The sequence below is a fragment of the Clostridium sp. UBA5988 genome, assembly GCF_002435615.1.
In the GTDB taxonomy this organism is placed as follows: domain Bacteria; phylum Bacillota; class Clostridia; order Clostridiales; family Clostridiaceae; genus Clostridium_J; species Clostridium_J sulfidigenes.
This window is the reverse complement of the sequence record NZ_DJBA01000036.1, coordinates 13,625-34,862: the sequence shown is the minus strand read 5'-3', so window position 1 is coordinate 34,862 and position 21,238 is coordinate 13,625. Positions and strand designations below refer to the sequence as shown.

Annotated in this window: 11 protein-coding genes and 1 other annotated feature; of the genes, 4 read left to right on the top strand and 7 right to left on the bottom strand. The window is 29.2% G+C overall.

Annotated elements, in window-relative coordinates; genetic code table 11:
* Positions 1-111: 111 nt before the first annotated feature.
* Positions 112-282, top strand: a complete 171-nt coding sequence (locus B3J31_RS10170) for a hypothetical protein (RefSeq protein WP_156964319.1) — start codon at positions 112-114, stop codon at positions 280-282.
* A gap of 38 nt (positions 283-320) precedes the next feature.
* On the opposite strand, the gene B3J31_RS10165 is transcribed toward B3J31_RS10170, so the two are convergent.
* The 3 genes from B3J31_RS10165 to trpS all read right to left on the bottom strand — a co-directional run bounded on the left by B3J31_RS10165 (position 321) and on the right by trpS (position 4,120).
* Positions 321-1,916, bottom strand: a complete 1,596-nt coding sequence (locus tag B3J31_RS10165; protein ID WP_346848943.1) for a peptide chain release factor 3 — start codon at positions 1,914-1,916, stop codon at positions 321-323.
* A 290-nt stretch (positions 1,917-2,206) separates the two neighbouring features.
* Positions 2,207-2,737 (bottom strand): hypothetical protein, encoded by a 531-nt coding sequence (locus tag B3J31_RS10160; protein ID WP_035132476.1) that lies wholly within the window; start codon positions 2,735-2,737, stop codon positions 2,207-2,209.
* A gap of 384 nt (positions 2,738-3,121) precedes the next feature.
* The gene (gene trpS, locus B3J31_RS10155) at positions 3,122-4,120 is read right to left on the bottom strand and encodes a tryptophan--tRNA ligase (protein ID WP_346867690.1); all 999 of its coding nucleotides are present in this window, start codon (positions 4,118-4,120) and stop codon (positions 3,122-3,124) included.
* 67 nt (positions 4,121-4,187) lie between these two features.
* Positions 4,188-4,418: a binding site (T-box leader), on the bottom strand.
* A 268-nt stretch (positions 4,419-4,686) separates the two neighbouring features.
* Here trpS and B3J31_RS10150 point away from each other — a divergent pair.
* The gene (locus B3J31_RS10150; protein WP_051824017.1) at positions 4,687-4,953 is read left to right on the top strand and encodes a hypothetical protein; all 267 of its coding nucleotides are present in this window, start codon (positions 4,687-4,689) and stop codon (positions 4,951-4,953) included.
* Positions 4,954-4,997: 44 nt separating this feature from the next.
* On the opposite strand, the gene B3J31_RS10145 is transcribed toward B3J31_RS10150, so the two are convergent.
* Together B3J31_RS10145 and B3J31_RS10140 are read right to left on the bottom strand one after the other, a co-directional pair.
* Complete coding sequence (locus tag B3J31_RS10145; protein WP_346867691.1) at positions 4,998-13,613, bottom strand: GH36-type glycosyl hydrolase domain-containing protein; 8,616 nt, start codon at positions 13,611-13,613, stop codon at positions 4,998-5,000.
* A 294-nt stretch (positions 13,614-13,907) separates the two neighbouring features.
* Positions 13,908-15,209 (bottom strand): M18 family aminopeptidase, encoded by a 1,302-nt coding sequence (locus B3J31_RS10140; RefSeq protein ID WP_346867692.1) that lies wholly within the window; start codon positions 15,207-15,209, stop codon positions 13,908-13,910.
* A 153-nt stretch (positions 15,210-15,362) separates the two neighbouring features.
* Here B3J31_RS10140 and B3J31_RS10135 point away from each other — a divergent pair, with 153 nt between their 5' ends.
* The gene (locus B3J31_RS10135) at positions 15,363-16,541 is read left to right on the top strand and encodes a cation diffusion facilitator family transporter (protein ID WP_346867693.1); all 1,179 of its coding nucleotides are present in this window, start codon (positions 15,363-15,365) and stop codon (positions 16,539-16,541) included.
* 75 nt (positions 16,542-16,616) lie between these two features.
* The gene (locus tag B3J31_RS10130) at positions 16,617-17,705 is read left to right on the top strand and encodes a PRK06851 family protein (RefSeq protein WP_346867694.1); all 1,089 of its coding nucleotides are present in this window, start codon (positions 16,617-16,619) and stop codon (positions 17,703-17,705) included.
* Positions 17,706-17,740: 35 nt separating this feature from the next.
* On the opposite strand, the gene B3J31_RS10125 is transcribed toward B3J31_RS10130, so the two are convergent.
* A complete protein-coding gene (locus B3J31_RS10125; protein WP_346867695.1) occupies positions 17,741-19,861 on the bottom strand; it encodes a HelD family protein in 2,121 nt (706 codons plus the stop codon).
* Positions 19,862-19,995: 134 nt separating this feature from the next.
* Entirely contained in the window at positions 19,996-21,087 is a 1,092-nt protein-coding gene (locus B3J31_RS10120) for a dipeptide epimerase (RefSeq protein WP_346867696.1), read from the bottom strand.
* Between the last annotated feature and the right edge of the window lie 151 nt (positions 21,088-21,238).

The window sequence follows — 21,238 nt, the reverse complement described above, 5'->3', positions numbered from 1 at the left end:
CAAAATAATTTTACCTTTGACTTTCAGACCTTATAATCCTATATATTTTTGAGAAAATAGTCAAAGGATCTAACTTATTACTTTGCTTGGATGTAGAAAGGATTGACATATATGATGTATCTTCGTTGGTTTGGTAGCTTTTTACTATTGGTAGTTTTAATTGGTTTATTTTTTGTTATGGGAGGAAATTTAATTAATTTAATAATTGCAGTAGCCCTTCTAACTATTGCCATGGACTACATAGAAGAATACCTAACTGTAAAAAATAAATTTAATAGTTAAATAAAAAATTCCTCAAAGAAACTTGAGGAATTTTTCTATTATTCACCTTTACTAATATTAGATAAAACTAAGCCCTTATTGTGATCTAGTGCCCAACTAATACCCCAATCATTTTGGAATATAAGTAAGTCTCTATCTTTAATATCCTTAACAACTTTAGAATCACTTGTTAAACTTAAATCATCAACTTTACCTTCTAAAGCTTCAATCCATCTAATATTTCTATATGGAAGCATATCCATTTTTATATCTACATTATATTCATTTTTTAATCTAAATTCTAAAACTTCAAATTGAAGAACTCCTACAACTCCTACTATAATTTGTTCTGTTCCTATGTGAAGTTCTTTAAATACTTGAATTGCTCCCTCTTGAGCTATCTGTGTTACACCCTTTATAAACTGTTTTCTCTTCATAGTATCTACAGTTCTAACCCTTGCAAAGTGTTCTGGTGCGAAGGTTGGAATTCCTTCAAACTTAAACTTCTTGCTTGGTGAACAAAGGGTATCACCTATACTAAATATACCTGGGTCAAATACTCCTATAATATCTCCAGCATAAGCATTATCAACAATTTCTCTATCTTGAGCTAAAAATTGTTGAGGTTGTGCTAGCTTTATTTTATTTCCACCTTGAACATGATAAACTTCCATACCTTTTTCAAATTGACCTGAACATATTCTCATAAAAGCAATTCTATCTCTATGAGCCTTATTCATATTAGCTTGAATTTTAAATACAAAAGCAGAAAAGTTATCATCTGTTGCCTCTATCTTTCCTATATCAGAATTTCTTCCTAATGGGGCTGTAGTTAACTTTAAGAAGTTCTCTAAAAATGGTTCTACACCAAAATTAGTTAAAGCACTACCGAAAAATACAGGGGTAAGTTCTCCAACTCTCACCTTTTCTTCATCAAAGGCATCTCCAGCTATATCTAATAATTCTATGTCCTCAAGTAATTTTTCATATAGACTATCGGTTATAGCCTCTCTAGCTGCTGATTCATCCTCTAAATCTATAACAGTCTCACTTACTTCTAACTGTCCATGATCTCCAGCTTTAAAAATATGAATTTGTTTATTATTTCTATCATAAACACCTTTAAAGTGCATACCTGTACCTATAGGCCAGTTTATTGGATATGATTTTATACCCAATTCATTTTCTATCTCTTCCATAAGTTCAAAAGGGTCTCTTGTTTCTCTATCCATCTTATTTACAAAAGTAAATATTGGAATATCTCTCATACTACAAACATGAAATAGCTTTCTAGTTTGATCCTCTACCCCTTTTGCTCCATCAATAACCATTACTGCACTATCTGCAGCCATAAGTGTTCTATATGTATCTTCACTAAAGTCCTGGTGTCCTGGAGTATCTAATATGTTTATACAATATCCCTCATATCCAAACTGCATTACTGAAGATGTAACAGAAATTCCTCTCTTCTTCTCAATTTCCATCCAGTCAGAAACAGCATGCTTAGATGTCTTTCTTGCTTTAACAGATCCTGCTAGTCTTATTGCTCCCCCATATAAAAGTAATTTTTCAGTAAGTGTAGTTTTACCTGCATCTGGGTGGGAAATTATAGCAAAGGTTCTTCTCTTCTCTATCTCCTTTATATAATCACTCATTACCTTAACTCCTTTATTTAAATTTAAAATTATCTTCAATTTATATAGTATCTCTTTTTAGCACATTTTATATAATACCATATTAATTAATATAAACACAAATATTATTAATGTTTTTATGTATATCACATTTAAAATTAACACTAAAATTTTAGTTTAAATATCATACTAAATTTATCATTTTCAATTCAATTATACCAAAATAAAGCAGTAAGATATTTGTATCTTACTGCCATTGTAATAAATATTAAAATAATAAAATATAATTCCACAAATATATAATTATAATTTTAGTATGCATATTGACTTAATAAGCCACTATAAACTACTTGTCCCTTTTCTATTCCATCGAAATCCTCTGGTTTCACTAAAGAAACATCTTTATCAAAGTTTATGATTTTGCCTTCTTTTAGTACGTAAGCCACAAATTGTGAGCATAAAAAATGATATCTTCTTTGATAAGGAATGTGTAACATTATAGCTAAAATGCCTAAAAAATTATATTTATATCTATCATGTTCACTTTCAAATCGATCTATAATCTCTTTAACTTCATTATATTCATCTTCTGTAACACTTAATTCATAAACTCTACAGGATGTCCTTTTATATAGCTTAAATATTCCTCCATCAATTTGTTCTCTAACAAAACCAGCATGAAGTGGAAAATATATTTTTCTTCTTCCAAAGCTATATAATTGCTTTAATTCTTTATCTAAGGCTATAGATGTATGATTATAATTATATCTAGTATATAGCTTTATAGCTCTTGAAAAAAAAGTTCCTGTCTGTGTCAATACAACATAGATTTTTCTATCCACTTAATCACCCCAATTATTATTATAATAATAATGTATTAATTCATTATAAATTAAATTATTTAATAAGTATACTATATTTAAAAAATATACTATAGTTATATTATAATTTAAAAACCTTACAATTTCATTAAGAAATTATTACAATTTATACATTTTTCCTTTATTTCATTTTACCCATATATGATAATCCAATCTTTTCTTCCTTTGAAAAAGAGGATGCTTCTTAAGATTTTACAAAGGATATACATAGACAAGCTCCTACTATCTTAACCATAAAAACTGATGTAGTAGCACATATTAATTTCAAAAAAATTAAAAGGTACTCTATATAAACTGATAAATAATAGTTTATATAAAGTACCTATAGTATTAATACTGATAATATTAATACTGAACTAATCCTATTTTCTTTTGCATCTTTCTTAAAGTCTTAGAAGCTACATAATTTGCCTTTTCTGCCCCAGCTTTGAAGATTTCTTCTAGCTTCCCTTTGTTATCTAAAAGCTCTTTAACTCTCTTTTGAACTGGTTCAAGTTCTGAAGCTACAGCCTCTGCTACATCTAATTTAAATTGGGCATAACCTTGCCCCTTATATCTTTCTTCTATTTCTTCCATAGATATGCCTTCAATAGTGCTTAAAATTGTCATTAAATTTTTAACTCCTGGTTGTTCATCACAGAATTTAACTTCTCCTACACTATCAGTTACAGCTCTGGATATTTTTTTTCTTATGACTTCTGGTGGATCTAATATTAAGATATATCCATTAGGATTTTCTTCCGACTTAGACATCTTCTTTTCTGGATTTTGAAGGTCCATTATTTTTGCTCCAGCCTTGCCTACGTATGGTTCAGGTATTTTAAAGGTTGGACTGTATAATTTATTAAATCTGTCAGCTATATCTCTAGCTAATTCTAAGTGCTGTACTTGATCTATTCCAACTGGCACTACATCTGTTTGATATAATAATACATCAGCAGCCATTATAACTGGATAACTAAATAATCCTGCTCCTATACTTTCTCCACTATTTTTAGATTTATCCTTATACTGAGTCATTCTACTTAGTTCTCCCATATAGCTATGGCAAGTTAAAAGCCATGCAGCTTCAGAATGAGCTGGTACATGAGATTGTACGAATAGAGTATTTTTTTCTGTATCTATTCCTGCAGCAATATAAATTGCTAGTACTTCTAAAGTTCTCTTTCTAAGTTCAGCTGGTATCTGTCTTACTGTAATTGCATGCAAATCTGCGATAAAGAAATAACATTCATATTCATTTTGTAGTTTCACCCAATTTTTTATAGCTCCTAAATAATTTCCTAGTGTTAAATCGCCAGAAGGCTTAATTCCACTTAACATAACTTTTTTCTTATCTTCCATGTTTTTTCTCCTTTCAATTCGTAAAATTATTCCATTTAGTTGTAAATAAAAACCCTATGGAATAAATCCATAGGGCATAAATCACGCGGTACCACCTATTTTGAGATAATAAAACCTCACCTCTTTCAGATACAAACATATCCTAGCTCTATAACGTGAGCATCCGTGCTAGACTACTTTAAATTCACCCAACATCTCAGCGACCCATTCATATCAAGCATAATTGCGATAATCTCACCATCTATCACTCTCTGAAAATCTGTTTTTAATACTACTTACTTCGCCTCACCGATCAATTAATAATAAAGTTGTTTAATATTACATTAAAGTCATTATAATTCTAATATTATATTATGTCAATATTAGAAATTGTTATTCTATTTTTTAGTTTATCTATTTTTAACCTTACCATATGATTATTTTTATTTAAATTAGAACTATATAAAAGCCCATAAATTTCTAGTATTTATTTACTGTATTGAAGCAAACTAAACATATTAAATACATTTCAGTATTTTAATATAATTTTAAAATATATCACCACTTACTTTAAGGAGGTATTTTATATGGATTCAAAAAACAATTCTAGTAAGTCTAATGGTGCAAAACCTTATGGCCCTAATGAAAGAGACTTTTTAGATGCTAGTACCAAACCTGTAAAAGCACATTCTCTTGAAGACTATGTACTGCTTCCAAATCATGTTGTAGATCCAATTGTGGCAAACAACATCTCTAATGCAGAATTTGATTATACCTATAACGAGGAATCGGATCTTCTAGGTTTTGAAGATCAACCCTTAGCATCAATAAATAAAAACACTCCAACTAAATAGTAAAAAATATAGGAATTGCTTTAATGGCAATTCCTATGTTTTTATTAAATATTTACTTTTACTTCATGTTCTCCATTAGAGGTAACAGGTATTATATCTCCTTTTATAACATTTCCATCTAAAGTTATGGTAGAATTACCACTTCTAATTACTTTGATATGATATACAGCATTTCCATATACATAGTCTATAGAGTATTCTTTAAAGTCTTTAGGTACACATGGTTTAATTTTAAAACCTTTTCCTTCTATTAATCTAAAGCCCAATATGTGTTCTAATGCGATAGTATACATCCAACCTGAGCTTCCAGTATACCAACTCCATCCGCCTCTTCCTTCATGAGGTTCCACCGAATATATATCTGCAGCCATAACATAAGGCTCTGTCTTAAATACATTTGCTTCCTCTATGTTTAAACTATGATTTATAGGATTTAACATGGAATATATGTTATAAGCTTCTTCTCCTCTTCCTAGTTTTGCAAGAGCTAAAGCTACCCACGCAACTCCATGGGTATATTGTCCTCCATTTTCCCTTACTCCAGGTACATATCCTTTTATATATCCTGGTTTCAAATCTGATTTATCAAAAGGTGGGCTCAATAGTAATATAATTTTTTCTTTAGGCTTTACTAAATACTTTTCTAAAGAACTCATAGCTATATTAGCTCTTTCCTTATCTCCTGCTTCTGATATTACAGACCAACATTGTGAAAGGGCATCTATTTTACATTCCTGATTTTCATGAGATCCTAGTGGTGTGCCATCATCAAAGTAAGCACGTTTATACCAGCTTCCATCCCATCCATGAATCTCTAGATTTTCTTTTATAAAATCCATAGTCTTAATATATTTTTCATAATTATCCTCATCCCTTTTATATATGCATAGATCCTTAAAGTCTTTTAATATAGCATACAGGAACCAGCCAAGCCAGATACTCTCTCCCTTACCCTTATTTCCTACAGTGCTCATTCCATCATTCCAATCTCCACTTCCCATGAGAGGAATATTATGGGAACCAAACTTTAAGCTTCTATTTATAGCTCTTATACAGTGATTGTATAAGGACTCTTTTAAATCTGACTTTGATGATACATTATACCTTTCATCTTCGCCTTCTCTTAAAGGCTCATCCTTTAAATATCCAATCTCTTCATCTAAAATCTTATAATCTCCAGTGGTTTTAACATATATACAAGTAACATAAGGTAACCATAATAAATCATCACTAAATCTAGTTCTTATTCCACTATTTACAACTGGATGCCACCAATGTTGCACATCTCCTTCTTCAAATTGTCTAGTAGCACTATAAAGAATTTGATTTCTAGCAATTTCAGGCTGTATATAAATCATTGGAATGGAGTCTTGTAATTGATCTCTAAATCCATAAGCTCCTCCACATTGATAAAATGCTGTTCTTGAAAATAATCTACAACTGATAGTTTCATAAGGAAGCCAACCATTAATCATGAAATCTAAAGCTTTATCCTCTGTTTTTATCTTTATCTTAGTTAAAAGCCTTTCCCAATAGCCTTTTACCTTTTCTAACTCTTTCTCAACTCTAGTTATATCTGAAAACTCTTCAAGGGAATTTTGAATTTCTTCAATACTGTCTTCTGCTCCTAATATAATTACCAGTGATTTTTCTTCATTAGCCCTTAATCTTAAGTAAACTTTCTCACTAAGAACTGGTTCTAATCCTGAACCACACCTTCCTGATAAGCTTATAGTGTTCAGTTCAGATAAAGTATCCATATCTTCTTTACTTACAATAAAATCTCTTTCATCTCCACTAAAACTTTCACTTTTTCCTCCACTTATTTTTAAATAAACATGACTAGATGAAAAATCACTACTATATGGATTGATTCCATATATGTATTTGTTTTCTTTATCTATTACAGTGTAAATCTTCTTATAATTGTTTTCTCTTAAATCTCCTAGACACAATCTTGCAATATAAGTAATTCCTATATTTCTCTCCTTATCTACTAAGTTATTTAAGCTAACCTTAATAAGTTTTGCACTTCTCTCCTTTGAAGGAAACACAGTAATTTCCCCCAGTATTCCACTTTTACAATGAGTAAATTTGGAATATCCAAATCCATGAGTTATTACATACTCCCCTTTATCTCTTATTGGTTCAGGAGTTATTGACCAAAGTTTATCCCCTTCTTCTAGGTATAAAACTTCACTAGGGGTATCTTCAATGAAATCATTGTTCCAAGGAGTAATTTTAAATTCTCTACTATTTTTATACCAAGTATAACTACTACCAGACTCACTTATATTAAATCCAAATCTATTATTATTGGCTATAACATTTATCCAAGGAGCTGGTGTAGACTTTCCGTCCTTTAGTATAATTGTATATTCTCCCTCATTATTAAAACCTCCATATCCATTAAAAAAGCTTAACTCTGGAATTTCTATTTTAGGGATATTACTATCACTATAACTTAAATTAGCTTCTTTTACTTCACCCATTTCCCATATATACTTTCTTGAGTTATATGGATAATCTTCATTTTCCATGGCTTTTTCAATTTGTTTTAATAAAGGCCCTTCTGATCCGTCTACGATTATTGCTGCAATAGAGTAAAGCAAATTCAAATCTTCTTTAGACATTTTTTCATTACTAATTATAAATATGCCACCTGAAGTATTTTCTCGTCCATTTAAAGAGCTATTCAATATTATTCTTTTTATTGCATTATCTAGAGGCTTTTCATAGCTTATTTCCTCTTCATTAATGACTACAATATCAAACTTTAATCCCTTTTCTTCTAAATATCCATGGCAATTTATAAGTTGTCTTAAAATATCACTTTCCTTTTCCTTGTTAATAGTTAACAATACAATAGGTAAATCTCCTGAAATTCCGTAGGCCCAGAGATTTCTTTGACTTCTACTTAGATTAATTAAGTTATTTATTCTTTTTGTATAACTAAAGTTATTAAATAATATACTACTTGCAAACCGCTCATAAATAATCCCTTGGGTTGGTTTTATTCCTTTATTAATAAGACTTTCTTCTACACTTAAAGCAGATCTTAGGACACTTTCCTCTAGAATATTACTATCTTGATAATTTCTTGACTTATTTAATACATCCTCCTTAGAGTTTCCTGTAATTGTTATATATTTTATAGATTTGCTTTCACCTTTAGGAATTTTTATTATTCTCTTAATTGCAATTATAGGATCTAATACATTGCCTACATTATTTTTCAAAGGTTCATTTTCTTCTAAAGCTATAGGATTTTCTTTTGAATGATTTCTTCCTATAAAACTTAGCCTTGCTGTATCATACTCTGTTTTAAATTCCTCTTCACCTAGTGTACTTTCAAGAGTATATATGTCCCTGTCTTTTTCACTACGAGGTCTGCGTTTTGCAAGTATTCCACTTAATTCATCTATATATTCTGTAGTAATAAATAAATTCCCAAAAGTAGGATGTGCTATATCTCCACTGTATCCTTGTAAAACTACTTCACTATAGCTAATAACTTCTATGATTTTTTCTTCACTACTATTATTTTTTATATCAATAGTTCTAATTTCACAATTATCTTCAGGAATTACTTGAATTATGGTATTTATTTCTAGATCTCTCCAGCATTTTATGAATTCTGCCTTATACAAATAGAAATTAACTTCGTATTTATCTCCTTGCTCTTTACAAGGTTCATAGGTAGAAGATGTATATTCATTAGAATTAGTGTCTTTAATATAAAAAAACTTTCCCCAACTACTACGAATCAAATCTTCTTTCCATCTATATACCATTACATTTTTAAACTTAGAGTAGCCACCACCAGCTGTATTTAATAAGATGTTATAATTTTTATTCCCAAGAAGTATGGTTTGAGGATACTTGCTTTCTCCAAATTTAAATGTTCTATGGATGGAATATTGCCTTTGCACTTCTTTCACTTCTTGTGAATTATCTTCTTTTCTATCATAGACCACATTCTTACTTATTTTCTCTTGAAGCAATATTTCCACAGCTCTAATCATGGGAATTCTATGAAATCTTCTTTGAATAATATTATTATTCATCACATTATCTAAAGCCAATAAACTCATTCCTAGATGATGTATCATATAGCATTTTACTAATTCAAACTTTTTACTTTTTGTCCTTTTATCTGTATAATCTATAGCTTCATAAAATCCATATTTACCATAACATTCAAGTTTTAAGAGACTTCTTATATTTGCCATAGACTTAGGTATATTTTCCATAAGCCCCATAATAGTAGAATATGGTGATACTACTAACTCTTCTTCTAATCCTCTTTTTATACCAATTTTAGGTACACCGAAGGCTTTATATTGATAATTTAAATCTACATCAAATTTATAGTAGGCACTTTCTGAAATACCAAAAGGAACCTTTCTCTTATCTCCATATCTTATTTGACCTTCCATTACAGACCTATAGGTTTCATCTAACATAGAATTCCTATAATTTTTCATTAAAATTCTTGGCATAAAGTATTCAAACATGGTTCCACTCCAACTTGCCAATCCTTTTCTACCATACATTAAAGTTAAGGCTCTATTTAAAGCAAACCAATGAGATGTTGGAACTATTCCCTTAGCAACTGCAATAAAACTTGTTGTTCTAGCTTCTGATGCCAATAAGTCATAGTAATTACTACTTAATGATTCATTGTCTACATCATAGCCTATATGAAATAACTTTCTTTCATCATTATACAAAAATTTAAAATCTGTATTATCTATAATTCTATTTAGTTCAGTTTCAATTTTTGTAAATTGTTTTAATAGTGTTCCTACTCTTTCTTTACATAAATCTATATTCTTATTTATTCTTTCTAATTGAAATTCATTTAAATTATTAGATATAAAATTAAACCCTTTTATAATATCATATATGTGCCCTAAACTATCACTACTAATAATTCTAATTATATTTTCATACTTGCTTCTAGGTAATAGCTTTATATCATCTATGAATGGAAATAAAAATTTAATTTCACTTAAATAGTCTTTTATATTATCTAATAGTTTTTTATTCCAATAAGTACTATCTATATTTTCTATATCTTCCTGTACAATGTCTTCAAAGTTATTTAGTATATTATAAAAAGTTAATATATCTTTTCCTTCTCTTTTTATTCTTTCAATAACATTAAGGTACATATATTTTTTTCTTTTATCTTCTAGCTCTTCCACGGCAAGATAAACAGTATCCTCTATGCCCTCAACTCTATTATTAAAATAAGGTGTGTTTCTTAATTCTCTTAGTGCTTCTTCTATGGTGTATAAATAAGATACTAGATTCCCACTATCTACTGTAGATACATATTTAGGTAATAGTGGACTAAGTGTCTCCACATCATACCAATTATAAAAATGCCCTTTACAAGTTTCTAGTCTTTTCAAAGTATCTAAGGTTTTACCCAAGTTTTCTATACCTTTAACCGTCCCAATGTACCCCATATCTATAGCAACAATATTAGAAATTAAAGTCATGCCTATATTAGTAGGAGAAGTTCTCATAGCTAATCCTCTATATGGTTCTTCCTGATAATTATCCCCACCAAGATAGTTAGTATCCTCAGTGACAAAGTCTTCAAAATATGCCCAAATCCTTCTAGTTAACCTTTTTAAAACCTTATTATCGTCTTCGCTTAATTTTACTGTTTCATCATTAATATTCTGACCTATAATATAAGCTATTATTGGACTAATAACCCATACAATACAACTTGGTATCATTACATAAAAGGTATCTAAGCCACTTCTCCATGCTACCACCATAATACCTAAAGCTATTACTATCTCTTGCCACATGTATTTAAAATAACCTATAAAGTTTTTTCCTGAAGATCTTTCTGCTTCCTCAGCAGTTTGCCATTGTAATAAGTTTTTTTTACTTATTATTAATCTGTATAGAGTTCTTATAATGGCATCTATCATTAAATATGCCTTAAAAGGAAGAAAAGCATATATAAAAAACACTTGCTTTAAAGCCATTTGGAAATTCTTAACTTTCCCACTGAGACTTATTCCATTTATAGGAGAAACTATATTTTCTGACATATTAAATAGAATAGGTGTTATTAAAGCAATGAAAGCTGACATATACCACTTATCTATACCATCAGGAAGGATTCCTGCTAAAGAGCAAAGTAATAAAATTAACATAGAAGGAGCCATTAAGCTTCTTCTTAAATTATCTATCATCTTCCACTTAGATAATCTATTTAATTTATTTTTCTTTAATATGTATGGTAATAGCTGCCAATCACCTCTTACCCATCTATGAAGTCTTTTACAACTTGCAATAAAGTTAGAAGGATATCCATCTACTAACTCCACATCTGTAAGCAAAGCCGTTCTTGCTAAAGATCCTTCTAATAAATCATGACTTAAAACTTGATTTTCTTCAATTACTCCCTGAGTTACCTTTGTAAATACATCCACATCATATATGGCCTTACCAGTAAAAATACCCTCTCCAAATAAGTCTTGATATACATCAGATATTGCAAATGTATATATATCAATACCTGCTTCTCCTGAGAATACTTTAGAAAAATAAGTTTTATTAGCACTTTCTAAATCTATACCAATTTTAGGTTGTATTACCCCATAACCTCTCCAAACAGTCCCGTCTTCCTTTGTATAAGCTCTATTTAACGGGTGAAGCATTGAACCAATTAAAATCTTTGCTGATTCTCTTGGAAGTATGGTATCTCCGTCTAAAGTTATAACATACTTTACTTTAAAAAGTTTTTCGGCACCTTCACTAAAAACACTATAAGTGGTATTTTTATCTCCTCTTATAAACTTATTAAACTCTTCTAGTTTTCCTCTTTTTCTTTCCCATCCTATCCACTTATTCTCCTTTTCATTAAACCGTCTATGTCTGCATAAAAAGAAAAAGCGATCATTATCTTCCTTATACTTTGTATTTAACTTATTAATTTCTTCTAAACAAAACTTAGATATCACTTCATCTTCTGCTTCTTTTTCTCTATGACTATCTATAAAATCTCCCAAGATAGCAAAATATAGATTTTCATCATTATTTCCTAAATAATAAGTTTCTAAATTTCTTATTAAACTTTTAGCTTTTTCTATACTTTCTATTAGAGTAGGAACTACCACACAGGTGATTCCTTCTTTAGGAATTCTATCAGATATATTAATTTTAGGTAATACATTAGGTATACTTAAATTAGTAATACTCCAATTTAATATGGATACCACAACCTCACTGAGAGGTATAATAGTAACTATTCCAGATAAAATATATTTAGATATTGATATATTTGTATCATTTATATAGCTCCAAGTTATAAATCCTCCCGATAGTATGGCTGTGAGAATAACAATAGTTCCTATATAAATACCAACAGCTCTTCCCTTTATCATGTTTTTTAACTTTTCAAATCCTTTAAAATCAATATTCAAAATATGATTTAGCTTTTCTCTACCACTATCAATTAGATAATATCCCACATGATTTTCAAACTCTTTATCATTATTTTCTTCTGCACACTGCAGTACTTTTCTAGCAACAAATGTCTCAGAAATTTTATTTTGTCTAGCTATTTTTTCTAAAACATGTCTATAATAGTCCTTGGAATAAAAATCCATAGTACTATAAACCATAGCAGGATCTTTACTTAATATTTCTTCTACTTTATTGCTAATATTAAATACTTCTTCCCAATTTATATTATCTAAATTTCTTAAGGCATTAATGCTACTACTAATGGCTGTAGAATAGATAACATCACTTTTATTAGAATCTATAATAATCTTATCTAAAGTAATTTCATTTTCGCTTAATTTATCTTCTATCCATAAATTTAATTCATCGTAATTTACTCCATTATCTCTTAAAACTCTTATTAATGCATCCGCAAAGTATTCTGTAAATTTAATATTGTTCTCTGATATGAAATCCATAGCTCTCTTCATATTTTCTTCATTATAATACTTAATAATCCTATCAGCTAATCTTTCTCCTCTATGTCTATCATTAGCTTTATCCACTATCAATACTGAGCTTTTTCCTATTATCTCTAAATAGGCTATTTTAAGCATTATAGGTAAAGCCCATAATTCTCCCATGGTTAATATGGTTGTTTCTTCATATCTTTTTAAAAACTTATTAATATTATCCCTAGTTAGCTTATCCCTATAAATTCCCAATATTTCTCTTGATACAGCATAAATTCTAGGATATCCTTTTAATGCTCCACTTTTTAGTATAGGTAGTGATTTTAAATATTTCTTTGATAAATGTTTTTTTATAAATTTATACTCTTTTTCAATAACATAGATATTATCTAATACCCATTGTGTTCCTTTTATCTTGAAATACTCTCTACTTTCATCCACCTTAAACAAATTATGGCACCCCAATATATTATTAAAATGCTTATCTAAATTGGAAATTAAATCATTCCTACTTATTTTTTCAATTTCTCTATGGTCTCTGGCTATATCATCAATAGCATCTTCCAATTTTTCTTTATTTTCTGCTAAAAAACTATTGTCACTAATCTTAATATAGGCTCTTCTCTTATTTCTATTTTTGATTACGTACATAAGAAGAACTATACTTAGTATAAGTATTAAATTTACTAAAATAAATATGTGCTCCATGGTGCTATCCCCTTTCAATGATGCTCAACTATTATTATTACCAAATTAACTTAAATCTATAATAGTAAATATTTTTCTATCCTATGGATTAGCTTTCTCCTATAGCTAAATAAAAGCCATCTAAGAAAAGTACCTTTATATCTTACTTATCTTAAATGGCTTCTTTATATATGCTATTGTGAACTACCTTTAGTTAATCCTCTATAACTACCTGGTTGCACATTAAATTTTACTTCTTTCCCATGACTAGTTTCAATAATTGTTCCTTTGTTACAAGGAGTTTCTATAATTATATTATATTTTGTAAAACTCTATAAAGGATTTTGCTACATAACTATGATCCTTAACTCCTGCAAACTCTCTTATAGAATGCATAGCAAGGGTTGGATTTCCAATATCTACAGAACGTATATTCAAATGGGTTGAAGAAATTGGTCCTATGGTTGAACCACCTCTTAAGTCTGAACGATTTACAAACTTTTGTACTGGTACCTCTGCTTTATTACAAATAGATTCATATACAGCAGAAGAATCTGAATCACTAGTATATGCACAATTCGCATTTATCTTTATAACAGGACCTTTATTTACAATTGGTCTATTAGTCGGATCTGCCTTTTCTGGACTATTAGGATGAACTGCGTGAGCATTATCTGCCGAAATAATAAAGGATCTGCTAAGTGCTCTAAAGAACTCTTCTCTCCCTTTTCCAAGACAAAGAGCAATTCTTTCTAAAATATTTGCTAACATATCAGAATCGGCTCCTTGTTTTGTAGAGCTTCCAACTTCTTCATTATCAAAACATACCATTACATTTATACCCTCAGTTATTGGAGCTTCTTTTAGTGCCTCAATTCCAGCATGAACCATTTGAAGGTCATCTAATCTACCTGAAGATATAAATTCATCTTTTAACCCAACAATACATCCCTTTTCAAATTCATAAAGGAATAAATCAAAATCTATAATATCCTCTTTATTTACCTTCATTTCCTCAGCTAATATGTTTATTAATGCATTATCCTTTTCTAATTCTTCAGTTACCATTGCAAGTAGTGGAAGTGTATCTTTTTGTGGATTTAATTCTCCTCCAGAATTGGCTTCCCTATTCATATGAATTGCTAAGCTAGGTATTATTAATATTGGTTTCTTTATGTTAACTAACCTTAACTCTGGATTAAGTAAATTTTCACCTTTTAAAGCAACTCTTCCTGCTACAGCTAGTGGTCTATCCATCCATGTACTTCTTATTAAACCACCATAAACCTCAGTATTTAATTTAATATAATTATTTTCTGATATAATTTCACTATTTGGTTTTATTCTAAATGTAGGTGAATCTGTATGAGCACCTATAATTTTAAATCCATGGTTCTCAACCTCACCATTACCTACAGTAAATGCAATTAATGCAGAACCATTTTTAGTAGTATAATATTTACCACCCTTTTCTAATATCCATTTATCCTCTTCCTTTAATTCCTTAAAATCACAACCTTCAAGAGAATCTTTAACATTTTTCACTGCATGAAAAGCAGTAGGGCTTTCATACAAAAAATCTATAAGTTCTTTAGCAAACTTCAATTCTTTTGACATAATTAATCCCCTCCTTAAAACGAAATACTAGTAATAGTATACCAAACTTTTACTACATTTCCTATGAATTTTGTGATTTTCCCTAATTTATAACATGTTCTCGTGTTATACTATAGTTATGAGAAAAAATATATTGATAAAGAGGTGTAATAATTGATTTCTCAAAAACTTATAACAAAATTTATTAAAAATAGTGAAGATATAAAAAATAAAAAAGTCAGAGAACGTTATGGATATCTTGGTGGAGTTGTTGGTATTTTAGTAAATCTAGTTTTATTTTTAATTAAAATCACTGCTGGACTTTTAGTTAATAGTATTGCTGTAATTGCTGATGCTTTTAATAATCTCTCCGATGTTGGTGCTTCATTAGTAACTATCTTTGGCTTTAAACTTTCAAGTAAACCAGCAGATAAAGAACATCCCTTTGGACATGGAAGAATTGAGTACATTTCTGGTCTTATAGTTGCATTTTTAGTAATATTAGTTGGCTTTGAATTCATAAAAAGCTCTTTTGAGAGAATTAAAAATCCTGTTCCTGTAGAATTTTCACTACTTCCATTTATTCTTTTAATCATATCTATATCATTTAAAGTATGGTTAAGTAGGTTCTACAAAGGTATAGGTAACAAAATAAATTCTTCCGCTCTTAAAGCTTCTTCTGTAGACTCAATAAGTGATGTAATATCTTCTTCTACTGTAGTTATATCACTACTAATCTCAAATTTCACATCACTTCCTATAGACGGATATATTGGTTTAGTTGTTTCATTAGTAATTCTTTATGCAGGATATAACCTAATTAAAGATACTTTAAACCCATTACTTGGAGTTGCTCCCGATGAAGATTTAGTAGAAGATATTCAAAAAATGTTATTATCCTATAAACATATAGATGGTGTTCATGACTTGCTAGTTCATAATTATGGCCCTGGAAGAATAATTGCTTCTATTCACGCTGAAGTTCCTCTTGATATTTCTGTTGTTGCTGCTCATGAGGTTATAGATAGAGCTGAAAAGGAAATTTCTTCCGAACTGGGTATATATCTCCTAATTCATATGGATCCAGTAACTACAAATGATGAGGAGATTCTTAGTGCAAAAAGAGAATTGGAAGAAGTTTTAAATAAAATTCCTCATATATCTTCTTTTCATGATTTTAGAGTAGTAGGTGAAGGCGACTATAAAAACCTAATATTTGATGTAGTAGTTAAGGATGATTTTATAATAACTAAAGAATCAGAACTTAAATTACAAAAACAAATAAATGAGGAAATTAAGAAAGTTTCTCCAAATCACAACGCAATAATTACCGTAGATGCATCTTTTATCTAATTAATTTGAATTTTCATTAACCATTTTTAACTTATATAATATTATGATAGTGTAGAAATCATTGGAGGATTAATTATGACTGGAATATCCACTCACTATTTTTTAGGTGGCAATACCGGAAAAGGCTTTTACTCTCACTTTAATTATATAATTTCCCAAAAGGATGCAACTAGAATTATTTGCTTAAAGGGAGGTCCTGGTACAGGAAAATCTTTACTTATGAAAAAAATTGGAAAACACTACATTGATAGAGGCTATGATGTAGAATTTCATCATTGTTCCTCTGATAGTGATTCTTTAGATGGAGTTCTAATTAAAGAATTAAAAGTAGCTATGCTTGATGGTACATCTCCCCATATGATAGACCCTATTACTCCTGGTGCTGTAGATGATATAGTAAATATGGGAATATGTTTAAAAGAAGAGAATTTTAAGAACATAAAATTTAACATCCTAGCTGTAAATGAAGAAATTGGAAATTCCTTTAGAAGAGCTTACAGATTTTTTGCTGCGGCTAAATCTATTTATGATGATTGGTATACCTTTAATAATGAAGCTTTAAATCTTTATGAACTTAATATTTTAAAAGAAAATTTGAAGAATAGAATTCTTCCTAATACATTCTCATCGTTGGGTAAAAAACGCCACTTATTTGCAACAGGATTTACTCCAAAGGGAGTTATAACTTATATTCATAATATAGTAAAAGACATGTCCAGTGTTTATGTACTTAAAGGCTCTCCTGGAACTGGCAAAACTCGTGTTCTTGAATATATTGCAGATGAAGCTACTCGAAGGGGTCTAGATGTAGAGATTCTACACACTCCGCTAAATCCTGAAAAAATTGAACATTTATTAATTCCTGAATTAAAGGTTGCTCTAGTAACATCAAATGAAATTACCAAAATAGAATTTCATGGCGAGGAGTATGATATGGATAGTCTATTAGATGCAAATTATATTGAAAAAAAACAAGATGATATAGATGATGTTTCTTCCATTTTTTACATCCTACTTCAAAAAGGTCTTGATTGTATAAAAACAGCTAAAGATTTACATGATGAATTAGAGGAATTCTATGTTCCTAATATGGATTTTAATAAGGCCGACCAAATATATGAAGAAGTATTAAATAAAATTCAAGGATATGAAGAAAGCTTATAATATATTAAGAAATAAAAAGTAATANNTATTACTTTTTATTTCTTAATAACTATTAAATTATGAAGTGCTCTTGTACACATTATATACATTAGATTGTCCTTGTATCTTTCTTGGATGTCCTCTTCAATTATAATAGCTCCATCAAATTCTAAGCCTTTTGCATAATAACTAGGCATAATCATAGTTCCCTCAGCAATATGAAGATTCTCTTTATCTATAAGCTTTAATGAAATATCTTCTTTTAACAAATCATATATATACTTAGATTGAGATAAATTTTTAGTTATAATAGCTATATTTTCAAGATTTTTTTTCTTTAAACTAGTTGCTAGCTCTATAATATTTTCTTTTATCTCTTTCTCATCCTTTACTAATATCTCATTAACAGAATCTCCAGTTCTAACCATAGGTACTATGGAAATATCATCTATATACCTATTACTATATTCCATGATTTCTTTAGTTGAACGATAACTTTTATTTAACTTAAACATTTCAACTGAATACTCACTAAATATATCTTTAATACTACTTAAAGAAGAATTATTTCCAATAGGTATTAATTGCTGATTACTATCTCCAACTATAGTCATAGATTTAGTATTTACAAGTTCTTTTAACACTACAAATTGTAGTGGTGAATAATCTTGAGCCTCGTCGATTACTAAATGTTTAATTTCTCTATTAAGCCTTAAGCCCATAAGTTTAGCTTTTAAGTATAATATAGCAACCACGTCTTCTTCTGTATATTCTTTGTCACCATTAAATTCTTCATATATCTTTTCTATATTTTTTCCATCTAAATAACTTAATGTAGCTTTTACTTCTATTACATCTCTTACTAATTCTCTTATTTCTAATTTTCTTTTGAATTCTAAATCATTTATATGAAGTATTAATTCTTCAGGAGTAAACTCTTCTTTTTTCTCTTTATACTTCATCTCAATAAATCTAAATTCTTCATCTCTCACATCCCTAATTCTAGAGAATAAAATTCTTTTAATTTTTTTACTTCTTCTAAACAATGGTAGTGAAGTAAAGTCTTTTGTAAACATGGCTTTTATTTCTTCTTTAGTTGCTATAACTTTATCTCTAAAGAAAACTCCATGGCTAAAATAACTATCTTCTTCTAGTTTAATAACAAGTTTATCTAAATCCTCCATAAACTTTAAGGATTTCTTATAAACAACTTTTTTCTCAAAATCTTTATCTTTATTAAGAATTCTTTCCATAACATCTTTAGTATCTATAACCTCATCTACATCTACTAAATCTAAAGCTAAATCTAAAAATGTAGTTTGGAACACTCCAGTCTCTCCTAAAGTTGGAAGAACATTTGAAATATAATCTATAAATATTCTATTAGGACCTAATATTAAAACCTTATTTTCTAAAAGATTTCTGTAATTATAAATTAAATAAGCAACTCTATGAAGTGCAATAGTAGTTTTACCACTTCCAGCTACACCATCTACAACTAGTATCTTATTTTTATCTTGTCTTATAATCTCATTTTGTTCTTGTTGTATAGTCATAACTATGTCTTTAAGCTTATCCGAAGAGTTTTTGCTTAATACCATTTGAAGAATATCGTCTTTTATATCAATATTAGAATTGAATAATCCCTCTAATTTACCTCTCTTTATGATATATTGAACCCTTCCTAAAATAGAAGCTGTAATTTCTCCTTCAGGTGAATTATACTGTCCAATATTTCCTGTATTATTATAAAAAAGTGCTGAAATTGGAGCTCTCCAATCTATAATTAGTGGTTCAAAGGTTTCCTCTAAAGTTACTCCAAACCTTCCAATGTATATATCTTCTATTCCATAATCTTCTTCTCTAAAAGTAACCTTACCAAAATAAGGAGAAGACTTTAACACTGTTAGTTCTTTTAATTTTCTATCAGTGCTTTTAAAATTTTCTTCTTTTACGTAGTTTTCATGGTCAAAATACTCTATTATCTTATCTTCATCATCTTTAAATTCTTCTAAAGCATTTTTTCTGTATTCTAATATGGCATTGGTTATATGCTTCCTTTTCTCTATGCACTTAAGAATTTCATCATTTATTATTTTTATAATATGTTCTAATCTTTCTTCTTCTATGGCAACCTCTAACTGTTTCTTTAATTGGTCTTTAAGATCATTTGACATAAAACCACTTCCTTTATTAGATATTAGATTCTTATAATGAATTTTCATAGTAACTTATTATAAGTTCTATATTTTAATCTTAAACCCTTTCATCTATGCAAAATTAATATAATATATAGATAGATAAAGTTTACTTATACTATTTCTTCCCAACCTATTATATCAGTAATTCCAAGACCAGGTTCATCGGATAAAGTGATTTTATTTCCTTCAAATATTGCACCTCCAACTATAGGATCCTCTGCAAAGTATAGCATTGTATCTAAATCTGCAGTTATCATATTTCCTCTTGACGCTGCAAAGCTTGCTGCTGCTGTGATCCCAATTTTGCTCTCTAACATACAACCAACCATACACCTTATACCCATGGTATCTGCCATATTATAAATTCTTATGGCATTTTGTATTCCTCCACATTTCATCAGTTTTATATTGATTAAGTCACAAGCTCTATTCTGAATTACCTTAAAGGCCTCTGGGGATCCAAACACTGATTCGTCAGCTAAAATCATAGTGTCCACATTATCTTTAATAAATTTCAATCCTTCGATATCCCAACCTTTAACTGGTTGTTCTACAAATTCTATATCTAAATCTAATTGCTCTATCTTCTTAATTATCTTTATTGCATCTTTAGGTGACCAGCCTTGATTACCATCAACTCTTACTTTTATTCCTTTTCTAATAGCACGTCTAATAAATTTTACTTTTTCAAAGTCTGATTCTACATTATTTCCAAGCTTTATCTTTATATTAGTATAGCCATCTCTAGTAGCTTCATAGGCTGCATTTATCATATTTTCCATCTTATCATCATCTTGTATAGTTATATCTGTGAGTACCGTTGAATTAAAGCCTCCTAATAACTTATATAAAGGAGTATTTACTCCTTTACTCCAAAGATCATATATAGCAATTTCTACAGCCGCTTTTGCACTATTATTTCCTTTAATGCATTCATCCATAACTTTAAAAATACATTGAAGACAAGTAAGATCCATTCCCTTAATAAATGTAGTAATATGTTTAATAGCACCTACAATTGAACTTTCTGTCTCCCCCGTCACTCTTGGTGCTGGAGCTGCACTTCCTATTCCCACATCTCCATTTTCTGTAAAAATCTTTACAACTACTTCGTTAGAATAATTATAAACTCCGTTTTTAGTTACGAATGGCTTTTTTAATGGCATTGTAATTCTACCAACTTTAACATCTGCAATAATCATCTTTATACCCCTACTACTTATAAATTTATATTTTTAATATTATTAATCTATTCGGATTATATTCATATAAAATATGCTTAAAATAAAATATGATAGATTTTTTACATTTCCGTAAAAATTTCTATCTAGTCAAGTCATAATTATACACCAA